An 18,258-nucleotide genomic window follows, 5' to 3' on the forward strand; every position below is an offset into this window, starting at 1 on the left:
GCGGACAGGCGTGAGCGCCAGGACCGGGACATCGGGAAGGGGCAGCTGGGTTGACCACGCACGCACCGCACGCACCGCACGCACCTGATTCACCTCAGGGGGCTCAGGGGCAGCAGGCGGCGCAGTCCGTGACGCTGCCGGCCTCGCTCGACGAGGCCGTCGCGGCGCTCACCGCCATGCCCGCCGCCGTTCCCGTCGCGGGCGGCACCGACCTCATGGCCGCGGTCAACGCCGGGCTGCTGCGGCCCGCCGCGCTGGTCGGCCTGGGCCGGATCAACGAGATCCGCGGCTGGCAGTACCAGGACGGTCACGCGCTGCTCGGCGCGGGCCTCACCCACGCCCGGATGGGGCGTCCGGACTTCGCCGCGCTGATCCCCGCGCTCGCGGCCGCCGCGCGCGCCGCCGGCCCCCCGCAGATCCGCAACGCCGGCACCCTCGGCGGGAACATCGCCACCGCCGCGCCCACCGGGGACGCGCTGCCCGTGCTGGCCGCGCTGGAGGCCGTACTCGTCATCGTCGGCCCGGGCGGGCAGCGCGAGATCCCGGTCTCGCACCTGCTGGCCGGGCGGGAGATGCTGCGGCCCGGTGAGCTCATCGGCTTCGTACGGGTGCCGCTGCTGCACGCCCCGCAGGTGTTCCTCAAGGCCACCGGGCGCACGGGACCCGGGCGCGCGGTGGCGTCCGTGGGGCTCGTACTGGACCCGGCGCGCCGGGGCGTGCGCTGCGCCATCGGCGCGGTGGCCCCGATGCCGCTGCGGCCGCTGGAGGCCGAGCAGTGGGTGGCCTCGCTGATCGACTGGGACGGCGGGCGGAGCCTGGCCCCCGAGGCGCTGGAGGCCTTCGGCGAGTACGTCGCGGCCGCCTGCGTCCCCGACCAGGGGGAACCGGTGGCTCCCGGCGTACTGCACCTGCGGCGGACGGTGGCCGTACTGGCACGGAGGGCCCTCGGGAGGGCGCTGAGCTCATGAGCGAGAACGAGAACGAGAACGTGACCCAGGGGAACGGCACGGCGGGCTGGGGCTGGGAACCGGTCCCGCAGGGCGGCGAGTACGACTCGGACGCCACGGCCTTCGTGAAACTGCCGCAGGACATGCTGGACGCGCTCGGCACGGGCGAGCCGCTCGCGGCACCCGGACACGGCTACGTGCCGCCGCCGATGATCGTGCCGCTGGGCTCGGCCAGTACGGACCCGGCGGCCACGGGCACGTGGGCGATCCCGGCGCAGTGGCCGGAGGCGGGCGGCGCCGATCCGTCCGGTTCCGGGCTCGGCACGGGTTCCGGGTCCGGGTCCGGTTCCGTGGGCGGTTCCATGGGTGGTTCCGTGGGCGGTCCGATCCCCGCTTCGATCCCCATCCCGGCGTCGGTGGCGGCCGCGTTCGCCGAGGCGGAGCCGGAGCCCGAGCCCGAGCACGATCCGGGTGCGACGGCGGAGTGGCGCTTCCCCGAGGCGGTGCACGAGCCCGAGGAGGCACCGTCGACGACCGGCCAGTGGGCCGTGCCCGACTTCGCGCAGCAGGGCGACTTCCGCACGGGCAGTGGCCTGGACGCGGACTGGAGCCAGGCCCCGGCAACCCTGCCGGGCGGCGCCCCGGCCCCGTGGGCGTACCTGACGCAGCAGCCCGCCGCCGACCCGGACCCCGGCCAGGACGCGGGCGTCCTGCCGGGCACGGACGAGGCCGCCGCAGCTTCGGCCGCCGCCGCCACCGCCACGGCGCACGCCGCCGGACGCCTGCTCGGCGGACCCGGTGTGGGCGCCGCGGGCCGCGGGCCGCGGGTGCTGGGCGGCCCCGGCGTGGGCACCGCGCTCCAGGAGGCCGAGCCCGCACACCACCAGGCACCGCACGACATCGAGGCCGCGCGCGGACCGGCGGCGACCGCGCCCGCGGGGGAGCGGCCGCACCCGGCAGCCGCGGCGCACGAGCCGGCCGCGGACGCCGCGGAGCCGGAGCACCCGGCGCAGCCCGTGTACGCAGGCCACGCCGAACACGGGGCGGACGCGGAGCACGCGGAGCACGCCGAACACGCCGAACGCTCCGAACACGGTGCGCGCCCCGACCACTTCGGGCACACGGGCCACACGGGCCACACCGGGCATGCGGGTCACACCGGCCATGCGGGCCACACCGAGCATGCGGGGCATATCGGTCACGTCAACGCAGAGCGCCCCGCGGACCCCGCGCATCCCGCGGACCCCGCGGACACGGACGGGCACGGCTTCGCCGCCTTCGGCCGGGCCCCCCAGGCGGAGTCCGCCCCGGCGGACCGCCGCGGCCTCGCGGAACCGGGTGCCGCGCCCGCACCGGACCGGGCCGCCACCGAAGGGCAGGCGTCCGCCGAGGCCGCCCCGACCCCCGCCGAGATCCCGGACGGACCCGCGCCGACCGCGGACACGGCCGACGGTGCGGCGGAGCTCCCGGCCGAGGACACCGGGGAAGGGATCCCGGCGGAGGTGCCGGCGTACGAGGAAGACGACCGCGCCGCGGCCGTCGTCCACCACGAGCACCCCCACGCCTCCTACGTCCTGCGCGTCAACGGCGCCGACCGCCCCGTCACCGGGGCCTGGATCGGGGAGTCGCTCCTCTACGTGCTGCGCGAGCGCCTCGGCCTGGCCGGCGCCAAGGACGGCTGCTCGCAGGGCGAGTGCGGAGCCTGCGCCGTACAGGTCGACGGACGGCTCGTCGCCTCCTGCCTGGTTCCGGCGGCCACGGCCGCCGGCAGCGAGGTCCGCACCGTCGAGGGTCTCGCGACGGGCGGGGAACTCTCGGACGTCCAGCAGGCGTTGTGCAGGTCGGGCGCGGTGCAATGCGGGTTCTGCGTGCCCGGCATGGCCATGACCATCCACGACCTGCTGGAGGGCAACCACGCCCCCAGCGAGCTGGAAACCCGTCAGGCGCTGTGCGGCAACCTCTGCCGGTGCTCCGGCTACGCGGGGGTCGTCGAGGCCGTGCGCGAGGTCGTGGCCGGGCGGGAGGCGTCGGCCTCCGCGGACGCGGCACAGCTCCAGGCGCAGGCACAGGGGCACGGCCACGGGCAGGCGCAGGGCGAGGCGGCGGCGGAGCCGCGCATCCCGCACCAGGCAGCGCCCGGCGAGGGCGGCATCCACCACGGAGGCACGGCGTGAGCGGGCAGGACGCGGCGACCGCGACGACGGTGAACACCACGGTGACGGCCATGGCCGCCGCACCGGGGCCCGAGACCTCCGAACAGCAGGTACCGCGCGGCATCGGCGCCTCCGTCGAGGCCACCGACACCCGCGCCAAGACCGAGGGCACCTTCCCCTACGCCGCCGACCTGTGGGCCGAGGGCCTCCTGTGGGCCGCCGTGCTGCGCTCCCCGCACGCCCACGCCCGGATCCTCTCCATCGACACCACGGCGGCCGCGGAGATGCCCGGCGTACGCGCCGTCGTCACCCACGCCGACGTACCCGGCGCCACCACGCACGGCCGCCGCATCGCGGACCGGCCGGTGTTCGCGCACGACGTCGTGCGCCACCACGGCGAGCCCATCGCCGCCGTCGCCGCCGACCACCCCGACACGGCCCGGCTCGCCGCGGCCGCGATCGCCGTCGAGTACGAGCTGCTCGACCCGGTCACCGACCCCGAGCAGGCCTTCGGCGCCCCCGCCCTGCACCCCGACGGCAACCTGATCCGGCACATCCCGCTGCGCTACGGCGACCCGGAAGCCACCGGCGAGGTCGTCGTCGAGGGCCTGTACCGGATCGGCCGCCAGGACCCGGCCCCCATCGGCGCCGAGGCCGGGCTGGCCGTGCCCCGCCCCGACGGGGGCGTCGAGCTCTACACCGCCTCCACCGACCCGCACACCGACCGCGACCTGGCCGCCGCCTGCTTCGGCCTGGAACCGGACCGGGTGCGCGTCGTCGTCACCGGCGTGCCGGGCGCCACGGCCGACCGCGAGGACGCCGCCTTCCAGCTCCCGCTCGGCCTGCTCGCGCTGCGCACCGGCTGCCCGGTGAAGCTGGCCGCCACCCGCGAGGAGTCCTTCCTCGGCCACACCCACCGCCACCCGACCCTGCTGCGCTACCGCCACCACGCGGACGCCGAGGGCCGTCTGGTCAAGGTCGAGGCGCAGATCCTGATGGACGCGGGCGCGTACGCCGACGCCTCCGCCGAATCCCTGGCGGCGGCGGTGGCCTTCGCCTGCGGCCCGTACGTCGTCCCGCACGCCTTCGTAGAGGGCTGGGTGGTGCGCACCAACAACCCGCCGTCCGGCCACGTCCGCGGCGAGGGCGCGATGCAGGTCTGCGCCGCGTACGAGGGCCAGATGGACAAGCTCGCGGCCGCCCTCGGCATCGACGGCGCGGAACTGCGCATGCGCAACGTCCTGGCCACGGGGGACCTCCTGCCGACCGGCCAGACGGTCACCTGCCCGGCCCCGGTGGCCGAACTCCTGCGCTCGGTCCGGGACTTCGAACTGCCCGCCCTCCCGAAGGACGCTCCCGAGGACGAGTGGCTGCTGCCCGGCGGCCCGGAGGGCGCGGGCGAGCCCGGCGCGGTGCGGCGCGGCGTCGGCTACGGCGTCGGCATGGTGCACATGCTCGGCGCGGAGGGGACCGACGAGGTCTCCACCGCCACCGTGAAGGTGGTGGGCGGCGCGGCCACCGTCATCTGCGCGGCGGTCGACACCGGCCAGGGCTTCGGCACCCTGGCCCGCCAGATCGTCCAGGAGGTGCTGGGCGTCGACGAGGTGGCGGTGGCCCCGGTGGACACCGACCAGCCCCCGGCCGGCCCAGCGGCGCACGGCCGCCACACCTGGGTGTCGGGCGGCGCGGTGGAGCGGGCCGCCAAGATGGTCCGCACCCAGCTGCTGCAGCCCATGGCGCACAAGCTGGGCATGTCGACGGAACTCCTGCAGATCCAGGACGGCCGGATCACGTCGTACGACGGCGCGTTCTCGATGTCGGTCGCGGAGGCCATGGCGGGCAAGGAACTCTGGGCGACCGCCCAGTGCCGCCCCCACCCGACGGAACCGCTGGACGCGGACGGCCAGGGCGACGCGTTCGTGGGCCTCGCCTTCTGCGCGGTCCGCGCGGTGGTGGACGTGGACATCGAGCTGGGCTCCGTACGGGTGGTGGAACTCGCGGTGGCCCAGGACGTGGGCCGGATCCTCAACCCCCGCCAGCTCGAGGCCCGTATCGAAGCGGGCGTCACCCAGGGCGTGGGCGCGGCCCTGACGGAGAACCTCCGCACCGTCGCCGGCCTGGTCCGCCACCCCGACCTGACGGGCTACGCCCTGCCGACCGCGCTGGACGCCCCGACGGTCCGCATCGTCAAACTGGTCGAGGAGCGCGACGTGGTGGCCCCGTTCGGCGCGAAGGCGGCGAGCGCGGTCCCGGTGGTGACGACCCCGGCGGCGATCGCCTCGGCGGTCCGCGCGGCGACGGGCCGCCCGGTCAACAGGCTCCCGATCCGCCCGTCGGCGGCGGTGGCCGCGCCCAACTCGTGACCGTGTGACCCGCATTGCACGTGCAACCCCGGACTTGGGGCTGTCGGTGCCGGTCGCTAGAGTGATCGACGAGATGGTGCGCGCGCACGTGCGAACGGGTGCGAACGGGGACGGGGGGCGGCGCGGAGCGCCGCGCCCGCGGGGAGACGGGGAGTCGGGGAGGCCAACGTGGCAGAGGACAACGGCGGGATTCTGGCGGTAGGCCTGTCGGGGGACGTCGCGGCGTCGATCAGGGCCCAGGCGGACGCGCAGGCGCGGGCTGCGGCCCTGCGGGTCGAGTACGACGACCTGAAGGGCTACAAGTCCCTTGTGGACGGCCTCCTGACCAAGCTTCAGGAATCCCCGGCGCACCACAACAAACTGGCCGACGGCACGCTGCCGACGGGCGCCCTGGGGCAGGGCTTTCCGGAGGCGGACAAGCTGTACGGGGCGTACAAGACCGTCCACTCGGAGCTGCAGACGCTGTCGAAGGGGCTGGCGGAGCTGATCGAGGCCCTGGGCATCGCGGTCCTGTCCGCGGGCGGCGGCTACGCCGAGGTGGACGAGGAGCAGAAGCGGCGCATGGTCGTCATCGCCAAGCAGGCCGAAGACGAGTACGGCCGGGATCGTGGCCCCGACGCGGAGAAGAAGAGCGACAGCCCGAAGCCGAAGGGTGGTGTCATCTGATGACGGACTTCGAGGGTTACACGCACGCACAGCTGCACGCGATGATCGAGTCGCTCGATCCGACGAAGGTCGCGGCGCTGGGTACGAAGCTCACCGAGGCCGCCACGACGATCGAGCAGATCGGCACCAAGCTCAAGGACCACAAGGTCAAGGGCTGGGAGGGTGAAGCTGCCACGGCGTTCCAGGACTGGGTGAGCCGCGCGGGCAGCGCCACGCTGGAACTGGCCAAATACAGCAAGGTCGGCGGCAAGTACATGGCCGAAGCGGCGCAGGTCATGCGCGAGGTCAAGCCGTCCAAGGACGGCGCGGGGAACTTCCCCCCGTACGACGCTGCTGCGGACGCGAAGCTCAGGGAGAACCTGGCGACGTCCCGCGAGTACCACAACGACCCGGATGCGGTGAAGCTGGGCCAGGAGGCCTGGTCGAAGCTGAGCGGCGACCACGCGCGAGCCGTGGACGCGATGAACAAGCTGGCCGGGGCGTACGACCAGTCCGCGGTGCAGATGGGCAAGGCGGAAGCCCCGAGGCTTCCGCCGCCGCCGCCGGTTCTGGTGCCGCCTGCTGTCTATGACTCGCAGGACGTGCAAAGGTCTGGCGGGGGGCCCGGCGGAGGAGCCGCATCGTCTGGTTCCTCGTACACTCCAACGAGCTCGGACAACGGTTCGCGGTCGAGCGGGTCGGACTCAATGCCCGGGAACCAGCCAAGGCCGGACAACACGGTCCCGTCGGTTTCCGTTCCGTCGATCCCCGATCGCGAAGTGGACGTGGACCTCGACAGCGTTGGCACTCTTCCGCCTCCGACCGCGCCGCCGGTGACAACCACGCCCGGTCTCCCACCGACCACAGGTCCTGTCGGACCCACCCCCGGCCCCTTCGTGCCGCCTGTGGCCGTCCCGCCCGTCGGCGGCCTGAAGGCGCCCGGCCCCTTCGGTACCGGCCCCGGCATCGGCCCGTACCCGGGATTGGGTGGCCCTGGCGTTCCCCCTGGTGGCAAGGTCATCGGCACGCCTGGCCTGCTCCCGCGTGACGCCGGCATCACGGGCGGCCGTCCGGTGACGTCCACCGGACCGATCTCCGGCATCCCGCGCGGCACGGTCATCGGTGAAGGCACTCAGGCCGGTCGCCCCATGGGTGGCGGTATGGGCCACGGCGCCGGCGGCCACTACGGCGGCGCCCAGGCAGGGCTCCCAGTCGGCCGTCGAGTGGCCACGGAGCCGGGCGGCGTCATGGCCGGGCGTCAGACCGGTGCGGCTGGTCGTCCGATCACGGCGGGCCAGCCGTTCACCCAGGGCGGTTCCGGCCTCGTCCGCAACGGTGTCGGTCCCGTGGGCCACGCGGGCGCAGGGGTGCAGACTCCGGGCAAGCGTGGGGAGAACCAGGGGGGCGAACGTCCCGACTACCTGACCGAGGACGAAGAGACCTGGCAGGGCAACCGTCGTGTTGCCCCGCCCGTGATCGACTGAGCAGAACGGACGTTGTACGGGATGCACACGCGCAAGGCAACCGCGGCCCTGGTGGGCCTCTTGCTGGCCGGGGTCGCCGCGACCCCGGCCCATGCGGAGACCATTCGATCGCAGCAGTGGCATCTCGACGCGATGAAGGCCGATGAGATCTGGAAGATCAGTACGGGCAAGGGCATCACCGTGGCGGTGATTGATACCGGGGTAAACCAGGTTCCGGAGCTCGAAGGTCAGGTTCTTCCCGGAAAGGCCTTCCCCGTAGGTGACGCCGAAACGGGTCGGGACAACGACTACTTCGGCCACGGCACTGGTGTATCCGCAATGATCGCGGCTACGGGGAAGCACCCGACGGGTGATGGTGCGTATGGCCTCGCACCGGGCGTCAAGATCCTCCCTATCCGCATCCCAGACATGCTGGAAGCGGCATCGACGCCGTCCATGGTCGAAGCCATCCGGTACGCGGCAGACTCGGAGGCCAAGGTCATCAACATCTCCCTGGCCACTGGCGGCAAGCCAGAGAACGATTTGGAACGGGCGGCAGCGGTTAAGTACGCCCTCTCCAAAGGGAAGCTGATCTTTGCTGGTGTAGGCAACTACGGCAATTCGACCAACGAGCTTCTCTACCCTGCAGGAACTCCTGGCGTGGTAGGCGCCGGGGCAGTGGACTCCAAGGGCGAGCCTACAAACGAGTCGCAGCATGGCCCCCAGGTGGATTTGGCTGCACCCGGCATGGACATCGTTACGGCTTGCAAGGGCAAGACTGGGGTCTGCAAAACCCACGGCACGAGTGACGCTACTGCCCTCGCCTCCGCCTCTGCCGCCCTGCTCTGGTCCGCCCACCCAGAGTGGACCAACAACCAGGTGCTGCGCGTACTGCTGAACACCGCCGGGAAGCCCGTCGACGGGTCGCAGCGCAATGACTACGTCGGCTACGGCGTGGTCCGGCCCCGGATCGCGTTGCAGACGCCCGGGGATCCCGGGCCGGCCGACGTGTACCCGCTGCCCGATCTGGCCGCCGCGTCCCAGGCGGCTGGGGCCAAGCCCGCCTCGCCCGGGGCGGCGACGCCGTCCGCGCCCGCCCCCCAGGCCGCCGAAGAGAAGAAGGGCGGCAGCTCCCTGCTCTGGGTGGGGCTCGGGCTCGGGGCGTGTGTGCTCATCGGTGGGGCCGTGACCGCGGTCGTCGTACGCCGCAACCGTTGACCCGCCCCTGATCCGACCGGTTCCTGCTCGGAGATGGTCGGCGGTTCGCGCCACGGCCACCTCCCACGCCGCCATGCGGCTCAACCAGGCCCCCGCCCCCCGGAGGCGGCGGCCCCGACCTCGCGCTCGACCAGGACCGGATCGGCGCCGTCGGCTCCGGGGCGGGCAGGCTGCACACCCCCTCCAGGCCGACGGCGAGTACCGCCGCCACCGCTAACGTCGAGGCCGCCGGGGCCCTCACCAACGCCCGGGCCGTAGGGAGGGGTTCGCGAGCGGGGCCGCCCTGCTCAAGGCCAACAGCGTCCAGGAGGGCCGGGTGCGGTGGGGCGTGGCCTCGATCGATGCCGTGCCGGACGGGGTCGAGCAGGAGGAGCGTCGCCCGGCTTTCGCCGCTCTGATGAAGAAGCTCAAGGGGGCGGCGCGGCAGCAGACCCGGTGCGGCGCCTGGCCGAGGCGGGAAGGGCGGCGCCCGGCCGGGGGGTGCGCCTGCCCCAGGCCGGGCTTCGCCCGCGGCCGTGGTCCGGAGCCCGGGCGCATGGCCGGGGTGATGTCCCCGACCGTACGCGGGCGGCCGCGAGCCGGGGAAGGCGAGGGGGCCAGCTGCAACAGGGTTGGCATGCTGCGTTCACCGGTGCGTGGACCGGCTGCAACAGGGTCGGCATGCCGCGTTCACCGGTGCGTGGACCGCGGTGGTCCTAGGACCCGGGGCCGAGGCGGGGATCCGCCGAACGGACAGGGTCGAAACCGGGCTGTGCACCTTACGCTGGGGCGATGAGCGCCCTCGAACCCCGCGTGCCCCAGAGAACCGCACCCCTCCCGCCCCCGCCCGGGGGCGGGGTCATGGGGCCCGCGTACCGGACGCTCAGCATCGGGATCATCTCCGTCGTCTTCCTCATCGCCTTCGAGGCGACCGCCGTCGGTACGGCCATGCCCGTCGCCGCCCGCGAGCTCGACGGGATCGGGCTCTACGCCTTCGCCTTTTCCGCCTACTTCACGACCAGCCTCTTCGGCATGGTCCTGTCCGGGCAGTGGGCCGACCGGCAGGGGCCGCTCAAGCCGCTGACCGCGGGGATCGCCGCGTTCGCCTCGGGGCTCGTGGTCTCCGGGACCGCCGGCGCCATGTGGGTGTTCGTCATCGGCCGCGCCGTGCAGGGCCTCGGCGGCGGGCTGGTCATCGTCGCGCTGTACGTCGTCGTCAGCCGGGCCTACGAGGAGCGGCTGCGGCCCGCGATCATGGCCGCCTTCGCCGCCAGCTGGGTCGTCCCCTCCATCGTCGGGCCGCTGGCCTCCGGCACGGTCACCGAGCACCTCGGCTGGCGGTGGGTGTTCCTCGGCATACCCGTGCTCGTCGTCGTACCGCTCGTCGTCGCGCTGCCCGCCATCCGCCGCACCGCCTCCGGCCCCGTGGGCGGCGAGCCCCGGGCCGTCGACCGGCGGAGGATCCGGCTGGCGCTCATGATCTCCGTGGGTGCGGGCCTGCTCCAGTACGCCGCCCAGGACCTGCGCTGGCTCTCGCTCCTGCCGGGCATCGCCGGCGCGGCCCTGCTGGTGCCGGCCGTGCTCGGGCTGCTGCCCCGCGGGACGTACCTGGCCCGGCGCGGGCTGCCGTCGGTGGTGCTGCTGCGCGGGGTCGCCGCGGGGTCGTTCATCGCGGCCGAGAGCTTCGTACCGCTGATGCTGGTCACCCAGCGGGGGCTGAGCCCGACCATGGCCGGTTTCTCCCTCGCGCTGGGCGGGGTGACCTGGGCCGGCGGCTCGTGGGTGCAGTCGCAGGGGCGGACGGCCCCCTACCGGGAGCGGCTGATGGTGATCGGCATGGTGCTGGTGGCACTGGCCATCGCGGCCGCGCCCGCCGTGCTCATCGAGTCCGTGCCCGTCTGGACGCTGGCGCTGGCCTGGGCCGTGGGATGCCTCGGCATGGGCCTGGTGATCGGCTCCACGAGCGTGCTGCTGCTGAAGCTGTCCGCCCCGCAGGAGGTCGGCGCCAACTCCGCCGCCCTGCAGATCTCCGACGCGCTCGCGAACGTCGTCCTGCTGGCCGCCGGCGGCGCCGCCTTCGCCGCGCTCGGCGGCGGCGCGGTCGGCGCCGCCCACGCGGTGACCGCGGGCGGGGCGGGCGGCGCCTCGCACCCCGCCGCCTTCGCCGTCGTGTTCCTGCCGATGGCGTGCGTGGCGCTGGTGGGGGCGTGGGTCGCGACCCGGCTGGAGCCCGCGAAGGGCTGAGCCGAGCCCACGAAAAACCCTGGTGCCGAGTCCCCGGCCCGGCGGCTACGTTTCGGCCATGAACGAGCTCACCATCGGGCTGTCCGGCGTCGAGCGGGCGGAGCTGGGCGACCTGGCCGACGCCACCGGGCGCACCCCCGAGGACGTCGTACTGGAGGCCGTACGGGCCCACCTGCGGGCCGAGCGGGAGAAGGTCGCCGAAGCGGCCGGGCGGATCGCCGACCGGCACGCCCCCCTCCTGCGGAGGCTCGGCCGGTGAACACCACCCAAGCCCGCCGGCACCTCACGCTCGCCGAGGTCCTGGACCTCGCCCGCCACGCCTGCCTGGCCCGGGACCAGCCCGTCGAGCTGCGCGCCCCGGGCCTGCTGGAGTCGGCGGTGCACCGGCCCCGTGCGCGCATGTTCGGGACCCCGGCGTACGTGGACCCGTACGAACAGGCTGCCGCGCTGCTCCACGGCATCGCCACGAACCACCCCCTCGTCGACGGCAACAAGCGCACCGCGTGGCTGGCGGCCGCGACCTTCCTCGCGGTCAACGGGGTCGACCTCGCCGACGCGGACCAGGAGCTCGCCCACGACCTGGTCATCGACGTGGCGGCGGGCCACGAGACGGAGATCGCGCGGATCGCCGGGCGGCTGCGCTCCCTGTGACGGCGCCGCGCGGCACCACGCGGTGCCATGTGACGGCGTTGCGCGGTCCCAGGTGCCGGCACCACGCGGTGCCATGTGACGGCGTCGCGCGGGGCGGCGGGACGGCGTCACACGACGGCTTCGTGTGACGCTCGCCGCACCGCCCGAGGTCACGGGCCTGTCCCTCCGCCAGGGGCGGGCCCGCCCCGGTAGGGTGGCCCGGTTGTCCTACGTACGACCGCCGCCGAGAGCACGAACCGGAGACCGTGACTACTACCGCCTCCCACCACCTCTCACCCGCCTTCCCCGGCCGTGCCCCGTGGGGCACCGCCAGCAAGCTGCGTGCCTGGCAGCAGGGAGCGCTGGACCGCTACATCCAGAACCAGCCCCGGGACTTCCTCGCCGTCGCGACCCCCGGCGCAGGCAAGACCACCTTCGCCCTCACCCTCGCCTCCTGGCTGCTGCACCACCACGTGGTGCAGCAGGTGACCGTCGTCGCGCCCACCGAACACCTGAAGAAGCAGTGGGCGGAGGCGGCGGCCCGGATAGGCATCCGGCTGGACCCCGAGTACTCGGCCGGCCCGCTCAGCAAGGACTACCACGGCGTCGCCGTCACCTACGCCGGTGTCGGCGTGCGACCGATGCTCCACCGCAACCGCTGCGAGCAGCGCAAGACCCTGGTGATCCTCGACGAGATCCACCACGCCGGTGACTCGAAGTCCTGGGGCGAGGCCTGCCTGGAGGCGTTCGACCCGGCGACCCGGCGGCTCGCGCTGACCGGTACGCCCTTCCGGTCCGACACCAACCCCATCCCGTTCGTCACCTACGAAGAGGGCAACGACGGGATCCGGCGGTCCTCCGCCGACTACACCTACGGCTACGGCAACGCGCTCGGCGACGGCGTCGTCCGGCCGGTCATCTTCCTCTCCTACAGCGGCAACATGCGCTGGCGGACCAAGGCCGGCGACGAGATCGCGGCGCGGCTCGGCGAGCCGATGACCAAGGACGCCATCTCGCAGGCCTGGCGCACCGCCCTGGACCCGCGCGGCGACTGGATGCCCAACGTGCTGCGCGCCGCCGACCAGCGCCTCACGGAGGTCCGCAAGGGCATCCCCGACGCGGGGGGCCTCGTCATCGCCTCCGACCAGGACTCGGCGCGCGCGTACGCCAAGCTCATCCGGGAGATCACCGGGACGAAGCCGACCCTGGTGCTCTCCGACGACACCGGGGCGTCGAAGAACATCGACACCTTCAGCGCGAACGACGACCGCTGGATGGTCGCGGTCCGCATGGTGTCCGAGGGCGTCGACGTACCGCGTCTCGCGGTCGGCGTGTACGCGACCACGATCTCCACCCCGCTGTTCTTCGCCCAGGCCGTCGGACGTTTCGTGCGTTCGCGCAGGCGCGGCGAGACGGCCTCCGTGTTCCTTCCGACCATCCCCTACCTCCTCGGCTTCGCCAACGAGATGGAGGTCGAGCGCGACCACGTGCTCGACAAGCCGAAGAAGCAGGGCGAGGAGGATCCGTACGCCGAGTCCGAGAAGGAGATGGACGAGGCGAACCGGCAGGAGGACGAGGACACCGGCGAGGACGAGCAGATGTCCTTCGAGGCGCTGGAGTCCGACGCCGTCTTCGACCGGGTGCTCTACGACGGGGCCGAGTTCGGCATGCAGGCGCACCCGGGCAGCGAGGAGGAGCAGGACTACCTCGGCATCCCCGGCCTGCTGGAGCCCGACCAGGTGCAGATGCTGCTGCAGAAGCGGCAGTCCCGGCAGATCGCGCACAGCCGGCGCAAGCCGGACGCCGAGGCGGACCTGCTGGAGCTGCCGGCCGACCGGCGGCCCGTGGTTTCCCACAAGGAACTGCTGGAGCTGCGCAAGTCGCTCAACACGATGGTGGGCGCGTACGTCCACCAGAGCGGGAAGCCGCACGGGGTGATCCACACGGAGCTGCGCCGCGTCTGCGGCGGGCCGCCGAGCGCGGAGGCGACGGCGGGGCAGATCCGCGAGCGCATCAAGAAGGTCCAGGAGTGGGCCACCCGTATGAGGTGAGTGCCGGGAGTGGGTGGAGTGCCGGGAGTGCCGCGAGTGTGGTGTGTTCGGTGACTTCGCCCAGAACGTGGGACGGGGTCCGTGCGGAGGTTCGCACGGACCCCGTTCTCGTTCCGTCGTTTCCGCGGCCGTGTGAATCGTTGTCACGAAACGACACTTGACCCGATCAGGAAACGGCACAAACAGGTAGCACGCGCCCGGATTCTGGACGAGCCCTTCCGCTGAGCGGACCTGCTCGCTACATTCCCCGCATCGAACGCACCGTGGCAGCGCCGCCGCGGGAGCGCAGCCGGTGCAATGGCCGCTACCGGCGGCCTCTCCTGTGCGCCGCCGTGGGACCGGCGCGCGCCACCCCGAGAGTCACCGCCGCTCACCGAAAGAGGGAGAGGCGTCGTGACCGCGGAAACCTCCCAGACGCTCGACAGAGGGCTCAGAGTCCTCAAACTGCTCGCCGACACCGACCACGGTCTGACCGTCACCGAACTCTCCAACCGCCTCGGCGTCAACCGCACGGTCGTCTACCGGCTCCTCGCCACGCTCGAACAGCACGCCCTGGTCCGCCGTGACCTCGGCGGCCGGGCGCGGGTCGGGCTCGGGGTGCTGCGGCTGGGCCGACAGGTCCACCCCCTCGTGCGCGAGGCGGCCCTGCCCGCGCTGCGGTCCCTGGCCGAGGACATAGGCGCCACCGCGCACCTGACCCTCGTCGACGGCACCGAAGCGCTCGCCGTCGCCGTCGTGGAGCCGACCTGGACGGACTACCACGTGGCCTACCGGGCCGGCTTCCGTCACCCGCTGGACCGGGGTGCCGCCGGGCGGGCCATTCTGGCCGCCCGTCAGGGCTCCCTCATCGAGCCGGGATACACGCTGACCCACGGCGAGCTCGAAGCGGGTGCCAGTGGGGCCGCGGCGCCGCTGGTGGGCATCAGCGGGCTGGAGGGGAGCGTCGGCGTGGTCATGCTCGCCGACGCCGTGCCGGAGCGGGTCGGGCCGCGGGTGGTCGACGCGGCGCGTGAGGTCGCCGACGCCCTCCGCTAGGCCGCGGGCTCGGCGGATCCGGGCGTGCCCGGGCCCGTACCCGGCTGCGGCGCCGTTGCGGGGCTCCGCCCCCGGGCCCCGTTGCGGGGCTCCGCCCCCGGCCCCCGCGCCTCGAACGCCGGAGGGGCTGGGAGCGCGGCGGGGCTGGACGGTGCGTGGGGCCGGCGGGGTGGGGCGGATAGATTGGGCGGGTGCTTTCTCGTCTGACTCGTCTGCCGCGTCCCGCCGCCCTGGCCGTCTGCGCCGTGCCCGTGCTCGGGCTGTTCGCCGCGGCGGCCCTCGCGCCGCTGCCCTTCGTGGTCGCCGTACCCGGGCTCACGGCCGACGTGCTGGGGTCCGACCAGGGCAAGCCCGTCATCACCGTCTCGGGGGCCCCGGTCCGGGACACCAAGGGCCAGCTGCGGATGACCACCATCCGCGCCACCGGGCCGTCCTCGACGATGACGCTGCACGAGCTCGTCGGCCACTGGTTCAAGACCGATCAGGCGGTCATGCCGCGGGAGGCGGTCTACTCGTCGGGCGGAAGCGACGAGGAGATCGAGAAGCACAATCTGGAGGAAATGGCCAGGTCGCAGTCGGCCGCCGCCGTCGCCGCCCTCGGCTTCCTCCACAAGGACCCCAAGGACGTGAAGGTCGACCTCAACCTCGCCGACGTCGGCGGCCCGAGCGCCGGGCTCCTCTTCTCCCTCGGCATCATCGACAAGCTCGACGGCGACGGCCGCGGCGGCGACCTCACCGGCGGACGCAACATCGCCGGCACGGGCACCATCACCGCCGACGGCAAGGTCGGCGCCGTCGGCGGGGTGGCCCTGAAGACCCAGGCCGCGCGGCGGGACGGGGCCAGTGTGTTCCTCGTACCGAAGGACGAGTGCGCGGACGCGCAGTCGGAGCTGCCCGAGGGGCTGCAGCTCGTCCCCGTCACTTCGCTGACGGATGCGGTGAACGCTCTTCGTGCGCTGAACCGGGGAGAGTCCGCCCCGTCCTGCTGAGGTCCGGGCCCCCGTCCATCGCGCGCCACGCCGGGAAGACCATCGGCGCGAGCGTCGTGAGCAGGTACGTGCCGCCGAAGAGCAGCAGCGCCGTCCCCACCCCGAGGCCGTCGACGAGCAGGCCCGCCGCCAGGCCGCCCATCGGCATGGTCAGCTCACAGCCCGCGGTGGTCACTCCCGCGACCCGGCTGCGCAGTTCCTCCGGGACCCGCTCGTACATGACCGTGGACAGGATCGGGTTCAGCACGCCCACGCCCAGACCGGCCAGCGCCATCGTCACCGCGAGCGGCAGCGTCGTGTCGGTGAGGGCGGCCACCACGTACCGGGTCGCTCCGGAGAGCAGGAAGGCCGCCGCGAACACCGCGCGGCGCGGGAAGCGCTCGCCCCACACCCCGTAGAGCAGGGCGCCCAGCAGGGCGAAGCCGCCGAAGAGGGAGATCATCAGGCCGATCGTGGTGGCGCCGCCGAGGACGTCCCGGCCGTGCACGGGCAGCAGGACCGAGGACCAGCCCTGGTCCAGGCCGTTGGTCATCATGACCATCGCCGTGATGCCCAGCAGCAGCCGGGAGCGGGTCAGGAAGGCCCAGCCCTCGGCGAGTTCGGCGCGGTAGGCGGTGAACGAGACCTTGCCCGCGGCCCGTTGCGGCTCGGCGGCCGGGACCCCGCGCAGGAACGCGAGGACGAGCAGCGCCGAGATCCCGAAGGTGGCCGCGTCCAGCAGCAGGACGGTCTCGGCGCCGAACGCCGCGATCAGTACGCCGGCCACCGCGGCCCCGACCATCCGTGCTCCGCGCGAGACCGCGTCGTAGAGGCTGGCGGCCCGCGAGAGGGTGGTGCCGGCGTGCTCGGCGAGGTTCGGCAGGAGCACGCCCCGGGCGGTCAGCCCGGGGGTGTGCACGAGCCCGCCGACGGCCATGAGCGCGCACAGCATCCAGAACTCCAGCACGCCCAGGTGGTGCAGCAGCGGGATCGCGCCGACGGACAGGCCGCAGATCAGGTCGGAGACGGCTGAGACCCGGCGGCGGCCGAGCCGGTCGATGACTGGTCCGCCCACCAGGGCGGCCACGATGACGGGCAGGGTGGCGCAGAAGGCGACGACCCCGGCCCGGCCGGCGCTGCCCGTGGTCTGGAGCACGAACCACGGGACGCCGATCAGGGTGAGCGAACTGCCGGCGATGGAGACGGTGTTGGCGGCCAGGACGGCGGCCAGCGGGCGCCGGCTCATTCGGCGCCGGCTCGTTCGGCGTTGCGGTGGTCGGCGTTGCGGTGGTCGGCGTTGCGGTGGTCGGCGCCGCCCGGCAGCTCACGGGTGCGGCGCGGGAGGGCGTGCGTGTGGAAGCGGACCGTCTCCGTGCCCTCCTCGGCGGGCACGTCGCGGTAGCCGTTGATCACGTCGTGCAGCTTGTGGACCAGTTCGTCGGTCTGCGCGGCGGTCAGCCGGAGCGTGAAGTCGCTGAAGTCGGAGCCGGTCCGCCACTGCGGGGACCAGGTGTGCGAGGAGGCCAGCCAGGTGTCGACCTCCTGCGCGTGCGTCGCGGCGATCTGGCGCAGGAAGACGTCCGCAGCGGCGCGCGTGGTCTCGTCGCCGTCGTCGACCAGCGTCTCGTCGAAGCGGGTGCCCTCGTGGGCGGCCCGCCACCAGCGCTCGCGGCCCTTGCCGCGTTCCGGTGCGTCCTCGACGAAGCCGTGCGCGGCGAGCTGGCGCAGGTGGTAGCTGGTGGCGCCGCTGGACTCGCCGAGGCGCTCGGCCAGCCGGGAGGCGGTCGCGGGGCCGTCCTGGCGCAGCGTGGCCAGCAGGCGCATGCGCAGGGGGTGGGCGAGGCCGCGCAGGGAGCGGGCGTCGAGGGAGCGGACGTCCGGCCGCACGGGCTGCCGGGGCTCCAACGGCCTTGCTGGCTCTAAGTGTTCGCTGTGTTCGCTGTTCTCGGGCATGACCCCACCGTAGAGTTGCAAAGAAACCTGTGCAAGGGTTTCTTTGCAACCTCTTCTTCGGAAGTCCGGGTCCAACGCGCGTGCGTTCAGGCCCGGTTGTCGTCCTCCGCGGCCTGCTCCACCAGCGGGATGATCCGGAAGGGCACCGGGTTCTCCATCACGATCGCCGTCGAGGCCCGGACGATCCCGTCGAAGCCGACGACGCGGTCGATCACCCGCTGGAGATCGGCGTTCGAGCGGGCCACCAGCCGGCACAGCATGTCGCCGTGCCCGGTGGTGGTGTGCAGCTCCAGCACCTCCGGGACCCCGTCCAGGTGCGCCCGTACGTCGGCCCCCTGCCCCTGCTTGATCTCCAGCGTGGCGAACGCGGTCACCGGATACCCGAGCGCCGTCGGATCGACCTGCGGGCCGAACCCGCGGATGACCCCGCTGGACTGCAGCCGGTCCAGGCGCGCCTGCACCGTCCCGCGGGCCACGCCCAGCCGGCGCGAGGCCTCCAGCACCCCGATCCGGGGCTCGCGGGCGAGCAGGACGATGAGCCGGCCGTCGAGTTCGTCGATGCCCATGGACGCCTCCGGGTGCCCACGCGTGCTCGTGGGTGGTCATAGT

15 protein-coding genes are annotated in these 18,258 nt (G+C 73.6%); 12 read left to right on the forward strand and 3 right to left on the reverse strand.

From position 1 onward, the window contains the following. Positions 1 to 50 precede the first annotated feature (50 nt). From IH80_RS0122330 to IH80_RS0122385, 12 genes are all read left to right on the forward strand, one after another. Complete coding sequence (locus IH80_RS0122330) at positions 51 to 968, forward strand: FAD binding domain-containing protein (RefSeq protein WP_078906689.1); 918 nt, start codon at positions 51 to 53, stop codon at positions 966 to 968. After that, the gene (locus tag IH80_RS0122335; protein WP_051809755.1) at positions 965 to 3,121 is read left to right on the forward strand and encodes a 2Fe-2S iron-sulfur cluster-binding protein; all 2,157 of its coding nucleotides are present in this window, start codon (positions 965 to 967) and stop codon (positions 3,119 to 3,121) included. The genes IH80_RS0122330 and IH80_RS0122335 overlap by 4 nt, the downstream gene beginning before the upstream one ends. 50 nt (positions 3,122 to 3,171) lie before the next feature. Continuing rightward, positions 3,172 to 5,463, forward strand: a complete 2,292-nt coding sequence (locus IH80_RS0122340) for a xanthine dehydrogenase family protein molybdopterin-binding subunit (RefSeq protein WP_051809762.1) — start codon at positions 3,172 to 3,174, stop codon at positions 5,461 to 5,463. Positions 5,464 to 5,631: 168 nt separating this feature from the next. After that, entirely contained in the window at positions 5,632 to 6,129 is a 498-nt protein-coding gene (locus IH80_RS0122345; protein ID WP_234432342.1) for a hypothetical protein, read from the forward strand. Continuing rightward, entirely contained in the window at positions 6,129 to 7,592 is a 1,464-nt protein-coding gene (locus IH80_RS0122350; protein ID WP_051809758.1) for a hypothetical protein, read from the forward strand. The genes IH80_RS0122345 and IH80_RS0122350 overlap by 1 nt, the downstream gene beginning before the upstream one ends. A gap of 21 nt (positions 7,593 to 7,613) precedes the next feature. Next, positions 7,614 to 8,789 (forward strand): type VII secretion-associated serine protease mycosin, encoded by a 1,176-nt coding sequence (gene mycP / locus IH80_RS0122355; RefSeq protein WP_030962776.1) that lies wholly within the window; start codon positions 7,614 to 7,616, stop codon positions 8,787 to 8,789. A 771-nt stretch (positions 8,790 to 9,560) separates the two neighbouring features. Further along, entirely contained in the window at positions 9,561 to 11,012 is a 1,452-nt protein-coding gene (locus IH80_RS0122360) for an MFS transporter (protein ID WP_030962777.1), read from the forward strand. A 58-nt stretch (positions 11,013 to 11,070) separates the two neighbouring features. Further along, positions 11,071 to 11,271 carry a hypothetical protein gene (locus IH80_RS0122365; RefSeq protein ID WP_030962778.1) on the forward strand — a complete coding sequence of 67 codons (201 nt, stop codon included), beginning with the start codon at positions 11,071 to 11,073 and terminating at the stop codon, positions 11,269 to 11,271. Further along, positions 11,268 to 11,663: a type II toxin-antitoxin system death-on-curing family toxin gene (locus IH80_RS0122370; RefSeq protein WP_030962780.1), complete on the forward strand. Its 396-nt coding sequence runs from the start codon at positions 11,268 to 11,270 to the stop codon at positions 11,661 to 11,663. Before IH80_RS0122365 ends, IH80_RS0122370 begins: the two co-directional genes overlap by 4 nt. A 245-nt stretch (positions 11,664 to 11,908) precedes the next feature. Further along, complete coding sequence (locus IH80_RS0122375) at positions 11,909 to 13,693, forward strand: DEAD/DEAH box helicase (RefSeq protein ID WP_030962781.1); 1,785 nt, start codon at positions 11,909 to 11,911, stop codon at positions 13,691 to 13,693. 393 nt (positions 13,694 to 14,086) lie between these two features. Continuing rightward, the gene (locus tag IH80_RS0122380; RefSeq protein ID WP_030662724.1) at positions 14,087 to 14,728 is read left to right on the forward strand and encodes an IclR family transcriptional regulator; all 642 of its coding nucleotides are present in this window, start codon (positions 14,087 to 14,089) and stop codon (positions 14,726 to 14,728) included. Between the two features lie 191 nt (positions 14,729 to 14,919). Beyond that, the gene (locus IH80_RS0122385; RefSeq protein WP_078906690.1) at positions 14,920 to 15,717 is read left to right on the forward strand and encodes a S16 family serine protease; all 798 of its coding nucleotides are present in this window, start codon (positions 14,920 to 14,922) and stop codon (positions 15,715 to 15,717) included. Here the strand turns inward: IH80_RS0122385 and IH80_RS0122390 are convergent. The 3 genes from IH80_RS0122390 to IH80_RS0122400 all read right to left on the reverse strand — a co-directional run bounded on the left by IH80_RS0122390 (position 15,647) and on the right by IH80_RS0122400 (position 18,215). Beyond that, positions 15,647 to 16,942 carry an MFS transporter gene (locus IH80_RS0122390; protein ID WP_030962784.1) on the reverse strand — a complete coding sequence of 432 codons (1,296 nt, stop codon included), beginning with the start codon at positions 16,940 to 16,942 and terminating at the stop codon, positions 15,647 to 15,649. The two genes, IH80_RS0122385 and IH80_RS0122390, sit on opposite strands and share 71 nt — an antisense overlap. After that, positions 16,939 to 17,649, reverse strand: coding sequence for a helix-turn-helix domain-containing protein (locus IH80_RS0122395; protein WP_078906691.1), 711 nt, complete (start codon positions 17,647 to 17,649; stop codon positions 16,939 to 16,941). Before IH80_RS0122395 ends, IH80_RS0122390 begins: the two co-directional genes overlap by 4 nt. Positions 17,650 to 17,735: 86 nt before the next feature. Next, on the reverse strand, positions 17,736 to 18,215 hold the full coding sequence (locus tag IH80_RS0122400) for an Lrp/AsnC family transcriptional regulator (protein WP_030962787.1): 480 nt from the start codon (positions 18,213 to 18,215) through the stop codon (positions 17,736 to 17,738). Positions 18,216 to 18,258: the final 43 nt, after the last annotated feature.

The sequence above is a fragment of the Streptomyces sp. NRRL S-378 genome (assembly GCF_000720645.1).
GTDB lineage: Bacteria > Actinomycetota > Actinomycetes > Streptomycetales > Streptomycetaceae > Streptomyces.